Source organism: Sphingomonas sp. S2M10 (assembly GCF_012650175.1).
Lineage (GTDB): Bacteria > Pseudomonadota > Alphaproteobacteria > Sphingomonadales > Sphingomonadaceae > Sphingomonas.
The window spans coordinates 1-13,740 of record NZ_JAAILI010000086.1; the positions used below are offsets into that span (position 1 = coordinate 1).

General features: G+C 67.8%; 14 protein-coding genes and 1 pseudogene. 4 read left to right on the plus strand and 11 right to left on the minus strand.

The window, feature by feature from the left end:
• Nucleotides 1–118: 118 nt before the first annotated feature.
• Nucleotides 119–385, minus strand: a pseudogene (locus S2M10_RS21005) (DNA polymerase IV); the annotation flags it as partial.
• Between the two features lie 92 nt (nt 386–477).
• Between S2M10_RS21005 and S2M10_RS21010 the strand changes: the two are divergent.
• On the plus strand, nt 478–1,356 hold the full coding sequence (locus tag S2M10_RS21010) for a PEP-CTERM sorting domain-containing protein (protein WP_168847816.1): 879 nt from the start codon (nt 478–480) through the stop codon (nt 1,354–1,356).
• Here S2M10_RS21010 and S2M10_RS22855 read toward each other — a convergent pair.
• The 7 genes from S2M10_RS22855 to S2M10_RS21035 form a co-directional block, all read right to left on the minus strand.
• On the minus strand, nt 1,332–2,027 hold the full coding sequence (locus S2M10_RS22855; RefSeq protein WP_348770651.1) for a hypothetical protein: 696 nt from the start codon (nt 2,025–2,027) through the stop codon (nt 1,332–1,334). The two genes, S2M10_RS21010 and S2M10_RS22855, sit on opposite strands and share 25 nt — an antisense overlap.
• Nucleotides 1,921–3,675 carry a glycosyl hydrolase 115 family protein gene (locus tag S2M10_RS22860; RefSeq protein ID WP_348770652.1) on the minus strand — a complete coding sequence of 585 codons (1,755 nt, stop codon included), beginning with the start codon at nt 3,673–3,675 and terminating at the stop codon, nt 1,921–1,923. Before S2M10_RS22860 ends, S2M10_RS22855 begins: the two co-directional genes overlap by 107 nt.
• 38 nt (nt 3,676–3,713) lie before the next feature.
• Nucleotides 3,714–4,076 (minus strand): hypothetical protein, encoded by a 363-nt coding sequence (locus S2M10_RS22865; protein ID WP_247650947.1) that lies wholly within the window; start codon nt 4,074–4,076, stop codon nt 3,714–3,716.
• Between the two features lie 183 nt (nt 4,077–4,259).
• Nucleotides 4,260–5,282 (minus strand): DNA polymerase III subunit delta, encoded by a 1,023-nt coding sequence (holA, locus tag S2M10_RS21020; RefSeq protein ID WP_168847817.1) that lies wholly within the window; start codon nt 5,280–5,282, stop codon nt 4,260–4,262.
• Nucleotides 5,279–5,782: an LPS assembly lipoprotein LptE gene (gene lptE, locus S2M10_RS21025; protein ID WP_168847818.1), complete on the minus strand. Its 504-nt coding sequence runs from the start codon at nt 5,780–5,782 to the stop codon at nt 5,279–5,281. The genes holA and lptE overlap by 4 nt, the downstream gene beginning before the upstream one ends.
• Entirely contained in the window at nt 5,779–8,310 is a 2,532-nt protein-coding gene (gene leuS / locus S2M10_RS21030) for a leucine--tRNA ligase (RefSeq protein ID WP_168847819.1), read from the minus strand. The genes lptE and leuS overlap by 4 nt, the downstream gene beginning before the upstream one ends.
• Nucleotides 8,311–8,323: 13 nt before the next feature.
• The gene (locus S2M10_RS21035) at nt 8,324–8,758 is read right to left on the minus strand and encodes a DUF3576 domain-containing protein (protein ID WP_168847820.1); all 435 of its coding nucleotides are present in this window, start codon (nt 8,756–8,758) and stop codon (nt 8,324–8,326) included.
• Between the two features lie 206 nt (nt 8,759–8,964).
• Here S2M10_RS21035 and S2M10_RS21040 point away from each other — a divergent pair, with 206 nt between their 5' ends.
• A complete protein-coding gene (locus S2M10_RS21040) occupies nt 8,965–9,696 on the plus strand; it encodes a porin (protein WP_247650948.1) in 732 nt (243 codons plus the stop codon).
• A 14-nt stretch (nt 9,697–9,710) separates the two neighbouring features.
• Here the strand turns inward: S2M10_RS21040 and S2M10_RS21045 are convergent, their stop codons facing one another.
• Complete coding sequence (locus S2M10_RS21045) at nt 9,711–10,193, minus strand: thiamine phosphate synthase (protein ID WP_247650949.1); 483 nt, start codon at nt 10,191–10,193, stop codon at nt 9,711–9,713.
• Between the two features lie 61 nt (nt 10,194–10,254).
• Here S2M10_RS21045 and S2M10_RS21050 point away from each other — a divergent pair, with 61 nt between their 5' ends.
• Nucleotides 10,255–10,923, plus strand: coding sequence for a YggS family pyridoxal phosphate-dependent enzyme (locus S2M10_RS21050; RefSeq protein WP_168847822.1), 669 nt, complete (start codon nt 10,255–10,257; stop codon nt 10,921–10,923).
• A complete protein-coding gene (locus S2M10_RS21055; RefSeq protein ID WP_211091206.1) occupies nt 10,920–11,618 on the plus strand; it encodes an HAD family phosphatase in 699 nt (232 codons plus the stop codon). The genes S2M10_RS21050 and S2M10_RS21055 overlap by 4 nt, the downstream gene beginning before the upstream one ends.
• A gap of 92 nt (nt 11,619–11,710) precedes the next feature.
• Here the strand turns inward: S2M10_RS21055 and ribA are convergent, their stop codons facing one another.
• On the minus strand, nt 11,711–12,769 hold the full coding sequence (ribA, locus tag S2M10_RS21060; protein ID WP_168847823.1) for a GTP cyclohydrolase II: 1,059 nt from the start codon (nt 12,767–12,769) through the stop codon (nt 11,711–11,713).
• A complete protein-coding gene (gene xth / locus S2M10_RS21065; RefSeq protein WP_168847824.1) occupies nt 12,766–13,548 on the minus strand; it encodes an exodeoxyribonuclease III in 783 nt (260 codons plus the stop codon). Before xth ends, ribA begins: the two co-directional genes overlap by 4 nt.
• Nucleotides 13,549–13,740 lie beyond the last annotated feature (192 nt).

The window sequence follows — 13,740 nt, forward strand, 5'->3', positions numbered from 1 at the left end:
CTCGGCATCTCCAAGCCAACACTCTACGCCTATGTGCGATCGGCCGAGACCAAGCCGGTAGCCGCGTAGCGACGCTCGCCGACAAATAGCGCGATCAGAATGCCGCCACTTAGCGCGAGCGTTTACAGACGGCCTTGTACACCTCGAAGCGCGGTCGCACGAAGACGAGGTCGGGGCAGCGCCGCAGTGCCGTTACCGAGGGCAGGGCCGAGCGCACCCCGAAGCTTCGGGCCTCGTAGCTCGCCGCCGCCACGACCCCGCGCGCGGCGGCCGACCCCACCGCAACCGGTTTGCCGCGCAAGCGCGGGTCGTCGCGCTGCTCGACCGAGGCGTAGAACGCATCCATGTCGATGTGCAGGATCTTGCGAACGGGCGGCGTAGCCATTGCGGGGATATACCGCCGTATGAACGAATAGGGAACAGCGTTTCCGTCGCAAGTCATTGTGAAACGGGGGAGGGGGAAGCTAAGGAAGCGGCATGCCGACGTTCGCCTGCCGCCTCGCCCTCCTCGTCGCCTGCCTGGTCTGGACGCTGCCCGCTGCGGCCAAGACGATCCTGTTCGTGGGCAACAGCTTCACCTTCGGCGCCAATTCGCCGGTGATGCGCTACCGCCCCGATCGCGTGACCGACCTGAACCGAGAGGGGATCGGCGGCGTGCCGGCGCTGTTCCGAACCTTCGCGATCCAGGCGGGGCTCGACTGGCAGGTCAGCCTGGAAACGTCGCCCGGCAAGGACCTCGCCTGGCACCTCGCCAACCGCCGCGCGCTGATCGATCGGCGCTGGGACGTGGTGGTGCTGCAGGGGTTCAGCACGCTCGATGCCGAGCGTCCGGGGGATCCCACCCGCCACCTGGCCGCAGCGCGCGAGCTGGCGGCGCTGTTCCATGCGCGCAACCCGGCGGTGCAGGTAAACCTCGTTGCGACCTGGTCGCGCGCCGACCAGACCTACCGCCCGTCTGGGCACTGGTTCGGGCTGCCGGTCGCGCGCATGGCCGAGGATCTGCTGGCGGCGAACCGGCTGGGGCTCGCGCCCGGCTACGGCATCCACGGGGTGCTGCCCGTCGGCACCGCGTGGAATCGAGCAATTCGGGAGGGGATTGCCGATCTCAATCCCTATGACGGCGTGGCGTTTGGCCAGGTGAGCCTGTGGACCTGGGATCAGTATCACGCCAGCGCCGAGGGCTATTATCTGGAGGCGCTGGTCGAATTCGGCGCGATCACCGGCCGCGATCCGCGCAGTCTGGGCCCGCGCGAGCGCGCCGCCGAGGATCTGGGGATCAACCCCGAGGTCGCCCGGCGACTGCGCGACGTCGCTGCTGCCGAGCTCGCCTTTCAGCGGATCGGGGGTGCGCCGTAATAGTCGGGCGCGCCGTCCAGCCGCACGTCGATCCGGTCGAGAAGGAAGCCGGGATCCATCGCGAATAGCTCGATCTCGTGCCGGCCGGCGGCGAGCATACCGAGCTTGAGCGTACGGACAGCGGTGTTGGAAATGACGTTCGCCTTCCACTCGTCACTGCGCCCATGCGTCTCATAGTCCAGCACGGTGATGGCGCCGCCATCCACCCGTACGCCGATCCGCAAATGACTGGCCGAGGTAAGCGCATGCACCGGCACGCCCACGATCTTGAGCGCGGCATCGCCCTTGTTGCCGAGCTCGAAAGACAGAACCAGTGGGGCGGCGGCATCGGCTCGGTCGCTGGAGGGCAGGTCCAGCTTGCTGCGCAGCACGGCGCCGCGTGAACCCAGGTCTGCAACGCGCTCCCACGGTGTGCCGGCGAGCGGCCCATCGGCCGGGGCGAGCGAAATGATGTGGTCCACCTCCGGGGTAGCGGCGCCGACAGGCAAGGGCCGGAGCACCGGCTCGACCCGGACCATCGCGCCGTTGCAGCGGATCCTGCCGGCGGCGATGGCGCCGTTACCGTCATAGCGCACGGCGATGCGCATCTCGTAGCCATTGCTCGCATCGATCCGCCCCGCACGGGCGGAAAGTTCGACGCCGTCCAATCCCTCGATCGTCCAGTCGTTCACCGCAGCCCTTCCATAGACGGTAAGGTAACGCGTTTCGGCTCTGCCGGGCGTGAAGGCGAGCGCACGGGTATCGGCACCGCACGGGGCGGCGAGGGGAGGTCGATCTTGGGGTAGGGGGCTCGGCGAAGACGGCAAGACGGCGCGGGGCCATGTCCATGATGCCGCGCCACTTGCCGCCGCTCTGGGCATTGTACGCGGCGGTGTCTGCTACGATTACCCGGTGGGCGGCGCGGGCCTGCGCGGCCAGGGCATTGACGCTCGCGCGGCCCTGGCGGCCGTAGAGCGCGGCAAGATCGAGTTTAAGGTTGCGCTCGTTGAGCTTGGCGGCCCCGCGCACCGGATAGAGGACGATCTGGAAGAAGGCGTCGCGGCGATCTTCGGGCATCCTCGCAGCCAGTGTTTCGGCCTTGTCGAGCAGCGCCTGGTAGCGGGCAATCCGAGCCTGGGCTTCCTCGCCGCCGGTGCGGACATAGTCGCCGATGCGTATCGGTGTCTCGGGCTCGACGGTACTGAAGCCCATGAACTCGGGCTTCCGCTCCCAGGCGAGGTCGTAATAGTCCACAAGGATATCGGCGATGGCCGGGCCCTGTGCGCCGAATTGCGCGGTCGCCCAGGCGGACAGTTGCGCCCGCACCGGCTTCTGCAGCAGCGTCGCATCGAAGGCGAGATCGAGGAAGTAGCTGGCCAGCACCTCGCCCGGCTTGATGTCGCCGACATTGACGACCCAAAGCTTGCGCGTGCCGGTCTGCCAGGCGCGGTCCAGCTGTTCGCGGATCAGCCCCGGATGGGTGGTCGCCAGCCACAGATAGTCGTGCGGGCGGCCCCAATAGCTGATGTGATAGTAGAGACCCGAGCCGCCCTTGCGTCCCTGCTCCTCCGCGGTGGGCAACTGGTGGAGATAGCCGTAATTGTCCTCAGGCCAGACGAGCGTCACATCCTCGGGCACCTTCAACCCGCTGCGATAGATGTCGAGCACTTCCTTGTATAGGGTGAGCACCTGCGGCACCTGGTCGGCCAACTTGCCCTGCGCGGTGGCGAGCAGGCCACGCTGCAGATCGATCGCCCGGGCCGTGGCGGCAAGCGCCTGTTCGGGGCTCGCCGCGCCCTCCAGCGCTGAGTCATGCTTGCCGAGCAAGCCGATGGTGTAGACATTCTCGTAAGCCTTCACCTCGTTCACGCGGCGGCGCCAATAGTCGACCATTCGGTCGCGATTGGTGAAGAAGTTGAAGGGGCCTTGCGTCTTTTCGTCCCACTCGCGGACGTTGTTGCGCAGCATCGGCTCGGCGTGCGAGGTGCCTACGACGATGGCGTATGCTTTCGCCGTCTCGGCATTGCCGGGGATCTGGTAGAAGGGCTTGGTGCTTTCGTGCATTGCCGGCCAGATCAGGTTGGCCTTGAGCCGCCACATCAGCTCGAAGATGCGCGCATAGGTCTTGGGGCCGATATCGCCGATCTCGGGCTCATAGGTCTTGGCCGCCCAGGGCTGGAGGCCCCAATCCTCGTCGTTGAGGAAGATGCCGCGATACTGGACCGAGGGCGCGTCGGAGAGCAGGCGTCTTCCGTCGACCACCAGCCGGGCGGCATGGCGCGGGGTGACGTCCGCCCACCATTCCCAGGCCGAGATGCCAAGCGCGCGGCTGAGGTCCACCGTGCCCCAGATCGCGCCGCGCGCGTCCGAGCCGGCGATCAGCAGATAGGACCTGACGGGGTGCCGCTTCGAGGGGGCGAGGATGCGGATATAGCGTTCCCACTGGCCGTCGAGCGCGGCGAGATCGACCTTCGTATCCGCGGCGACGGCACGGACGAGACCGAATCCTTCTGGCCGATGACGACGCAGAGCTTGCCGCAGGCGGCGAGGTTGCCTGCTACGAGGGGAGTCTTGCCGGCGCGCTTGCCGATGTCGCGGGCGAGCAACTCGCCGGCCAGCTTCGCCGAGGTTGCGTCGTCATGGACGATGGTCGCGGTGGTGCGGCCCTCGAACAGCACCGCCTGCTGGGCGTGCGCGGCGAAGGGCAGTGCGAGCAGGGCGTGCAGGGCGAAAGAGCGCATGCGGGGGTTGAAGCATGCTGGCCGACGGAAAGGAATCCCCAGATCCTCTCCGGCACGGCGAGGGGGACCGCCGCCGAAGGCGGTGGTGGAGGGGAACATCCACACCGGACTCGCCCGCTGCGATCCCCCTCCACCAAGCCGCTGCGCGTCTTGGTCCCCCTCCCCGCGCCGGGGAGGATCGAGTCAGCCCTTCGCTCTTGCCGCGGCTCTCGCAATCGCCACGCATTCCACTTCGGCCAGCAATTCCCCGGCGCTGCCCGAGGACATCATCGCCCGCTCCGCCAGCCGGACTCGCTCGATCGCCCGCGCGATCTGCGGCGCGGACCAGCGGCGCAGCGCGCGGCCGGTGGCGGGGCGCTCCTTGAAGAAGACGCGGTGGCGCTCCATCGCATCGTCGACACTGGCGCCCTGGTCCATCTCGGCGCGCAGTTCGGCCAGCGTCATCAGTCGGCGGACCAGCTGGCGCATCAATGGAATCGCCGAGCCGCCGCCTTCGCCGAGCTTCGCCAGCTCCCCGCCGACCTCGGCCACGCGCCCGTCGAGAATCGCCTCGATGGCGCCGAACAATTCGCCTTCGCCCAGGTCCGCGCCGATCGCATCGAGCGCTGCGCCATCGGCGTCGCGGGGATGTTCGGGATCGGCGTCGAGGAACAGCGCCAGCTTCTCGATCTCGCGGGTCAGCACCGCGCGGTCGCCGGCCGAAGCCAGCGCCAGCCGGTGCGGCACGTCGCCGGTAAGGCGCAGGCCATGTTCGCGCGCGATCGTGCCCGCCAGCTGCGCCGCGCCCGCGCCTTCGGGCACATAACAGGCGAACGCCATCGCGGTCGGCGCGGCGATCGCCGCCTTGACCAGCTTGCCGCTCGCCTTGAGGTTGGGGCCGATCGCCACTACCGGATTGCCCGCGCGCTCGGCGCCGAGCAGCAGCGCGATCGCCTCGGCTGCGCCTTCCTCGATGCCCTGCACCCGGATGTAGCGCGCACCCCCGAACAGCGACAGCGATGCCGCCTCGTCGGCCAGCAGCCCGGGCTGGTCGCGCAGCATCTTCATGTCGATGTCGATGCGCTCGACGTCCGGCCCCAGCGCCTTGCCGAGCCGCTGGGCAAGATCGGCGGCGCCCGCCTCGTCGGGGCCGTGAAGCAGATAGAGCCGGGTATCGGGCCTGGGCGAGTCTACCGCCGCGCGAATCTGGCCCGCATTGGCCTTCACTTGGGCCGCGCGCCGCCTTCGCGCACCGTCCGCGCCAGCCGCGCGACGATCTGGTCGGCGACGATGCCCGAGAGCCGCTCCAGCGCCGACTTCTCGGCCGCGATCGTGGCATATTCGGAGCCGACCACGTCGATGCCCGCGTCCGAACCGGCGGTGGCGTCGAGGACCACCTGGCCGCTGCGCAGGTCGATCAGCTGGTAGCGCGCGCGCAGCGTCCGCCGCTCGCGCGACACCGAATCGTCGCGCCGTACGCCCAGGCCGATGATCTGGTCGTCGAGTTTCACTTCGAGCCGATAGGCCGCCGCACCGCCATTGTTCGCCAGCCGGTCCTTGAGCGCGTTGGACACCAGCCAGCCCGACTGGCCCTGGATCGGCGCGACCTCGACCGCCGACAGCGTCGTCGCCACCGCGCCGCCGCTGCCCCCCTGGTACATCGGATGCAGCCCGCACGCGGAGAGCGCGAAGGCGAGGGGGGCGAGCAGGGCGACGGTCTTGTTCATGCGACGATGTTCACCAATCGATCGGGCACCACGATGATCTTGCGCGGTGCGTTGCCTTCGAGCAGCCGAACGATCTTGTCCGACGCAAGTGCCGCGGCCTCGACCACTTGCCTATCGGCGCCCTTCGGCATCACCAGCGTATCGCGCAGCTTGCCGTTGACCTGCACCGCGATCGTCACTTCGTCGTCGACCAGCAGCGCCGGATCGACCGCCGGCCATTCGGCATCGGCGATCAGGCCGGTTTCGCCCATCGCCGCCCAGGCCTCTTCGGCGATGTGCGGCACCATCGGCGCGACCACGCGGACCAGCGCGCGGATCGCGGCGGTGCGCGAGGCGGAGGGCTGGGCCTTCTCGATCGCCGCGGTCAGCTCGTAGAGCTTGGCGACGGCCTTGTTGAAGGTCAGCGCCTCGATATCCTCGGCGACGCCGGCGATGGTGCGGTGGAGCTTGCGGTCGAGGTCCTTGTCCTCGCCTTCCGCCGCTTCGAGCCCGTCGAACAGGCGCCACAGCCGGTTGACGAAGCGCCAGGCGCCCTCGATGCCGCTTTCGCTCCACTCGAGATCGCGCTCGGGCGGGCTGTCGGAGAGCACGAACCAGCGGGTCGCGTCGGCGCCATATTGGTCGACGATCTCGGTCGGGTCGACGGTGTTCTTCTTCGACTTCGACATCTTCTCGACGCGGCCGACGATAACCTCGGCGCCGGTGTCGGTCAGATAGGCGGAGCCGTCGGCACGGAACGAGACCTGGGTCGGTTCGAAATACACCTTCCGCTCCAGCCCCTCATGCTCTTCGAGCTGATAATAGCTGGCGTGGGTGACCATGCCCTGGGTGAACAGACCCGCAAACGGCTCGGCCACATCGATGCGGCCGATATGGCGCAGCGCACGGGTGAAGAAGCGGGCATAGAGCAGGTGCAGGATCGCATGTTCGACGCCGCCGATATACTGGCCAACCGGCAGCCACTGCTCGGCCACCGCCTTGTCGAACGGCTTGTCCGAGGGCTGGCTGGCGAAGCGCAGGAAATACCAGCTCGAATCGACGAAGGTGTCGAGCGTGTCGGTCTCGCGCCGCGCGGGCTTGCCGCATTTGGGGCAATCGACATGCTTCCAGGTCGCGTGGCGATCCAGCGGGTTGCCGGGCACGTCGAACGACACATCCTCGGGCAGCGATACCGGCAGCTGGTCCTTGGGCACGCCGACGGGCCCGCAATCCTCGCAATGGATGATCGGGATCGGGGTGCCCCAATAGCGCTGGCGGCTGACGCCCCAGTCGCGCAGGCGCCACACGGTGCTGCCGGTGCCCCAATTGCCTTCCTCGGCGCGGCGGATGACCTCGCGCTTGGCATCGATCACGTCGAGGCCGTCGAGGAAGTGCGAGTTCACCAGCGTGCCGGGGCCGGTATAGGCCTCGGTGCCGTCGAACTTGGGATCGGTCTTGTCGCCTTGCGCGACGACGCGGCGGATCGGCAGCTGGTACTTGGTCGCGAATTCGAAGTCGCGCTGGTCATGCGCCGGCACGCCGAACACGGCGCCGGTGCCATAATCCATCAGCACGAAGTTCGCGATATAGACCGGCACCTGCCAGCTCGCATCGAACGGATGCTGCGCGGTGAGCCCGGTGTTCCAGCCGAGCTTTTCCTGCGTCTCCAGTTCGGCGGCGGTGGTGCCGCCCTGCTTGCAGCGCTCGATGAACGCCTGGACCTCGGGGTTTCCGGCGGCGAGCGCTTGCGCGATCGGATGGTCCGCCGCGATCGCGACGAAGCTCGCGCCGAAGATCGTGTCCGGCCGCGTGGTATAGACGGTCAGCCCTTCGCCGTTCGACAGCGACCACGTGAACTGCAGGCCTTCGGATTTGCCGATCCAGTTTTCCTGCATCAGCTTCACCTTGTCCGGCCAATGCTCGAGGCCCTTCAGCCCTTCGAGCAGGTCGTCCGCGAAATCGGTGATCTTGAGGAACCACTGGTTGAGCTTGCGCCGCTCGACCAGCGCGCCCGAGCGCCAGCCGCGCCCGTCGATCACCTGCTCGTTGGCGAGCACGGTCATGTCGACCGGGTCCCAGTTGACCGCGCTTTCCTTGCGGTAGACCAGGCCGGCCTCATAAAGGTCGAGGAACAGCGCCTGTTCCTGGCCGTAATAATCGGGCTCGCAGGTGGCGATCTCGCGCGTCCAGTCGAGCGCGAAGCCCAGGCGCTTGAGCTGCGCCTTCATCGTCGCGATGTTCTGGCGGGTCCAGGCGCCCGGATGGACCTTCTTTTCCATCGCGGCATTTTCGGCGGGCATGCCGAAGGCGTCCCAGCCCATCGGATGGAGCACTTCCATGCCCTTCATCCGGCGGAAGCGCGCCAGCACGTCGCCCATCGTGTAGTTGCGCACATGGCCCATATGGATGCGCCCCGAAGGATAGGGGAACATCTCGAGCACATAGGACTTGGGCTTGGGCGAATCGTCGCGGGCGGCGAAGGTGCGGTTTTCCTCCCACGCCTTCTGCCACGCCGCGTCCGCCTTCAAGGGATTGAAGCGAGACGCCATGTAGGGATTCCGATTAGTTGGCGACGGCCGCGCGGCGCAGGTCGCGTGCACGGGTCAGGATGATGTCCTCGAGCTTCTGGACGGTGGCGGCCTGCACGGGTGCGGAGACCCAGGCGCCGTTGCGGTTGACCTCGCGCAGGGCCGCGACCCGCAGCGCATCGGCGCGCAGATCCTGGTCGAGCACGGTCACCGTCACCTTCATCCGCTCGGTCGGGACGTTGGGGTTGACATACCAGTCGGTGACGATCACGCCGCCGTTCGAATCGGTCTGGAGCAGCGGCATGAAGCTCAGCGTGTCCAGCGTGGCGCGCCACAGATAGGCATTGACGCCGATCGTCGTCACCTTCGATGCCGTTAGGTCCGCTTCCGGGCGCCCCTTGTTACGGCTGCAGGCGGAGGCGGTAACAGCGAGCGACCCCAGGATCGCAAAGCGCAACAGGCGGTTCATGGACGTCGTACTTCCTACCGGCAAGGGAATGAGTGCCTGCATCTATAGGGCGGGATGTGGCGGGAGCAAGGCCGACGCGCTGGTGCCTGATTGGTCGCAGCCGGTACGATTCTGTGGGTTGCGTGCAACAGTCGGGGAAAATTGCTGCCACCGGTGGAACGTCGCTTTGATTCCATGGTAGGGCCCACCATTAGAGAGGTATGCAAATGCGCTTGGTACGTTGGATGTCGGGACTTGGGCTGGGGGCGCTCTGCGCTGCCGGGCTCCTCGTCGCGCCCACGCTCCAGGCACAGGAACGAGACCGCGCACTGAAGGCGGCCGTTCGTCCCGCACCCCTGGCGCTGCAGGGCGCCGGCGGGTTCACCCCGGCCGCCGCCGATCCCAAGCTTGCCGCGATGCTGGCGCGCAGCGGGATGAACGGTGCCGGCTTCCGCTTCACCCCGGCCGAATCGCGCACCGAATCGGCGCGTGGCGTCACCGTCGCGGTGCGCGCCGCGTCGAACCGCGCGGTCGATGCGGGCGGTCGTGTCGCGTCCGCCAAGCCGGCTTCGGTCAGCCTGGCGCCGATTGCCTATAATCTGGGCGTTGCCGTGGGCTGGCGGCGCTTCGCCGTATCGGGTGACGTGACCCATATCGACATGGCGGGCGTGCAGCCGGGCAGCCGAGATCGCGCCGAAGTGGCGCTCAGCTATGCCGGCAAGCGCCTGAGCGGCCGCCTTGCGGCGAGCGAGGATCGTCCGCTGGCGGGTACGCCGGTGCTGATCGGGGACAAGCCCAGCTACGCGTTCGACCTTGGCGGCTCCTATGCGGTGTCGCGCCGTCTCGATGTCACCGCCGGCGTGCGGTACAAGAGCGAGCGTGATCGCCTGACGCAGTTCAGCCAGGACACGCGTCGCGAAAGCCAGTCGATCTATATCGGCACTGCCTTCCACTTCTGATCCCGCGGCCCAGCTCAGCGGGCCCAGGCATCGATCGCTGCCCAACCATGAATGCCGAGCGGCGCTAGGCGCCTTTCTCCGCGCGCGTCCATCCCGCCCAAGGCGATGATCGGCACGGAGAGGCCTCGCGTCAGCAGCCCGAACCGCACCGGTCCCAGTGCCGCGGCACCGGGATGCGAGCGGGTGGGGAAGGCGGGGGATACGAGCAGCGCATCGGCGCCCGCCGCGATTGCGGCCATCGCCTCGCGCCGCGTGTGTGCGGGCCAGGTGACCAGCCCCGGACCACGGCGACCATGCACGCCCGCCTCCCCGCGCATCGGCCTCGCACCCGCGCGCAGCAGCACCAGCCCGCGACGCCGCGCCACCTTGGCGATGCGGGCAAACAATGCGCGGCGCTCGGCTGGGGCAAGCTGATAGTGGCGGAAGATCACCCCGCTGCCGCGCGGCAGCCGCTCCAGCGCGTCCCACAGCCGCTCCCCCAGTCGCGGGTCGGTCATCAGCCACAGGCGGGGGATTGGGGGGTGGCGGCGGCGCATGTCCGTGCCTATAGCCCGGCCCATGCTTCAAGACGATGCCAGCCAGCGGCTCGCCGCGGTGCAGACCGCGATTGCCCGCGCCGCCAAGATCGCCGGCCGCAAGCCCGCCGACATCACGCTGATCGCGGTCTCCAAGACTTATGATGCCGACACGATCCAGCCGCTGATCACCGCCGGCCAGCGGGTGTTCGGAGAGAACCGCGTGCAGGAAGCGCAAGGTAAATGGCCGCAGTTGCGCGAGACGACTTCAGGCATCGAGCTGCATCTCGTCGGCCAGCTCCAATCGAACAAGGCGGACGAAGCGGTCGCGCTGTTCGACGCGATCCACGGCGTCGACCGGCCTTCCCTCGTGACCGCGCTGGCCAAGGCGATGGACAAGGCGGATCGCCGCCCGGCCTGCTTCCTCCAGGTCAATATCGGCGACGAGCCGCAAAAGGGCGGCTGCCCGGTAGACGCGCTGCCGGCGCTGCTTGCCGAGGCGCGCACGGCCGACCTGCCCGTCGCCGGCCTCATGTGCGTGCCCCCCGCTGGGCTGGAGGCCGCCCCCTATTTCGCCCTGCTCGCCAAGCTGGCGCGGGAGCAGGGGCTGGACGGCCTCAGCATGGGCATGTCGAGCGACTTTGAAACCGCGGTGACGCTCGGCGCCACCCATATCCGCGTCGGCACGGCGCTGTTCGGAGAACGGGCATGAACGAGATGACGCGCCTGCCTGCCACCATTCCGGTGCGGTTCTCGGGCATTATTTTCGATTTTGACGGCGTGCTGCTGGAAAGCGAATTTGCCGGCAACAAGCACGTCGCCGACTATCTGACCAGCATCGGCCATCCGACAACGCCCGAACATTCGATGGCGCACTTCATGGGCCTGGCGGGGCATGATTTCCTGGCCGCGATCGAGCGGTGGATCGGCCGCCCGGTGCCGGAGGATTTTCATATCGCCCGCGCCGAGGAAGATGCGCGGGTGCTGGAAGAAGGCCTGCCGGCGGTGGCGGGAGCGCTGCGCTTCCTCGAAAGCCTGCCGGCAGACCTGCCCAAGGCGATCGCCTCGTCCAGCCCGACGCGCTGGCTCGATGGGCATCTGCGCCATCTGGGGGTGCGCGAGATGTTCGGCGACAAGCTGTTCAGCGGCCGCGAACATGTCGCCAACGGCAAGCCGGCGCCGGACCTCTACCTGCACGCCGCCGCCGCGCTGGGCGTGCCGATCGAGGCGTGCGTGATCCTGGAAGATTCGCCGGTAGGCGTGACGGGTGCGGTCGCTTCCGGTGCGACGGTGATCGGGCTGTGCGCGGGCACGCACTGCGCGGCGGATCATGGCGAGCGGCTCAAGGCGCTGGGCGTGCGGCATATCGCCCACGATTTCGACGAGGTCGCCCGGCTGATCGCCTGATGGCGTCGCCGTGCTCCTGCAAAGGCAGGAGCCAAAGGTAGCAATGGTTCGAAGGATCCTGGACTTCAGCTTTCGCAGGAGCACCGGAAGGCTTAGAACTCGTGTCCCGTCCGATCGCGCTTGGTTGCCAGATACCGCGCATTGTGTGGGTTGGCAGGCAGCACGTGCGGCACGCGTTCCAGCACGTCGACGCCCGCAGCGCGCAGCGTCTCCACCTTTTGCGGATTGTTGGTGAGCAGCCGGATCCGCGGCTGGCCCAGCAGGCTCAGCATCCGCGCCGCCACCCGGAAGTTGCGCGCATCGATCGCGAAGCCCAGCCGGGTATTGGCATCGACCGTGTCGAAGCCCTGGTCCTGCAGCGCATAGGCGCGCAGCTTGTTGATCAGGCCGATGCCCCGGCCCTCCTGGCGCAGATAGAGCAGGATGCCCCAGCCGCTCTTCGAAATCTCGGCGATCGCCGCCTTGAGCTGCGGTCCGCAATCACATTTGAGGCTGCCGAGCATGTCGCCGGTCAGGCATTCGCTGTGCAGCCGCACCAGCGGGGCTTCGCCATTGGGCTGGCCGATCAGCAGCGCGATATGCTCGCCCGGCATTTCGTCGGTGCGGAAGGCGACGATCTCGGCGTCCTCTGCGGCTTCCACCGGCAACCGCGCGCGGCCGACGATGCGCAAGCGATCGGCATCCTCATGCGCGTCGATATCGGCAAGGGTGATCGCGTCCTCCACATCGCCTTCGAGCACGAAGAAGGCAGGCAGCAGCCCCGCGATCCGCGCGAGTCGCAGTGCTGCCGTGGCGGCATCGGGCTGCACCACCGGGATCGCACGAAACGGCCCCTTTAGCGGCGTGGCGAGATCGAACTGCGGATCTGCCAGCGCCGTTGCCGCATCGAAATCGAGCCATTCCACTCGCTCGATCAGCACGGGCGCATCAGGCGTCGCCGCATCGCGCTGGTTGGCGAGCTTGAGCGTCGCGGCGCGGCCGGCCGAGAGCAGCACTGGCGCCGTGCCGTCGGGATCGAACGCCGACAGCCGCTCGCCGTCTCCGGTCTCCACAGCTAGCAAACGCAAGGTGCCTTCCGCGCCGCGGATGGCGATCGGCCAGCCGCGCCGCAGCGCGTCCACGGCTTCGGCGGCGGCGCGGGCGTTGCTCAAAAGTCGAACTCCGTCACGATCGGCACATGATCCGAGGGCTTTAGCCAGGCGCGGCACGGCTCGCATACCTTGTGCGCCACCGCCTTCTCCGCAACCTCGGGGCTGGCCCACATATGGTCGAGCCGCCGCCCGCGATCGGAGGCAGCCCAATCCTTTGCCCGATAGCTCCACCAGCTGTAGTAGCGGGCGGGCGCCGGGATGAACTTGCGGCCGAGATCGACCCAGCCATGCGCTGCCTGCAAGCGGCCCAGCGCCTCGACCTCGATCGGCGTATGGCTGACGACGTCGAGCAACTGCTTGTGGCTCCACACATCCGATTCGAGCGGGGCGATATTGAAGTCGCCGGTGAGGATGGTCGGCACGTCGAGCGCTTCCGACCATTCCGTCATCCGCTGCACGAAATCGAGCTTCTGGCCGAACTTCGGGTTCACCGCGCGATCGGGCACATCGCCGCCAGCGGGGACATAGACATTCTCGAGTCTGACGCCATTGGGCAGCCGCACGCCGACATGCCGGGCTTCCTGGTTCGCCTGCCAGTCGAGCCGGTCGTCCTCTACCAGCGGCACCTTGCTGACGATCGCGACGCCGTGGTGCATGCGCTGGCCATGCTTGATGACATGGGTGTAGCCCAGCGCGTGGAACGGCGCCTCGGGGAAATCGCCGTCGATCACCTTGGTCTCCTGGAGACACAGGATGTCGGGGGCTTCCTCGCGCAGGAACTGCTCGACGATGGCGATGCGGAAGCGGACGGAGTTGATGTTCCAGGAGGCGATCTTCACGCGCGCCGATGTAGCGATTCCTGGCGCGAGCGCCAGACCACCCGAAAAAGGAAAGGCCCCCGCTCCGGGGGCAATGGAGCGAGGGCCGACCTAGCGTTCGTCACGCAGGCGGGAAGGGGCAACAGGCCCGGGCAACAGGGGGAAAAATCCCGGGCAAAAACCCCATCCGCACTACCCCTTTAGAGCAGCAAA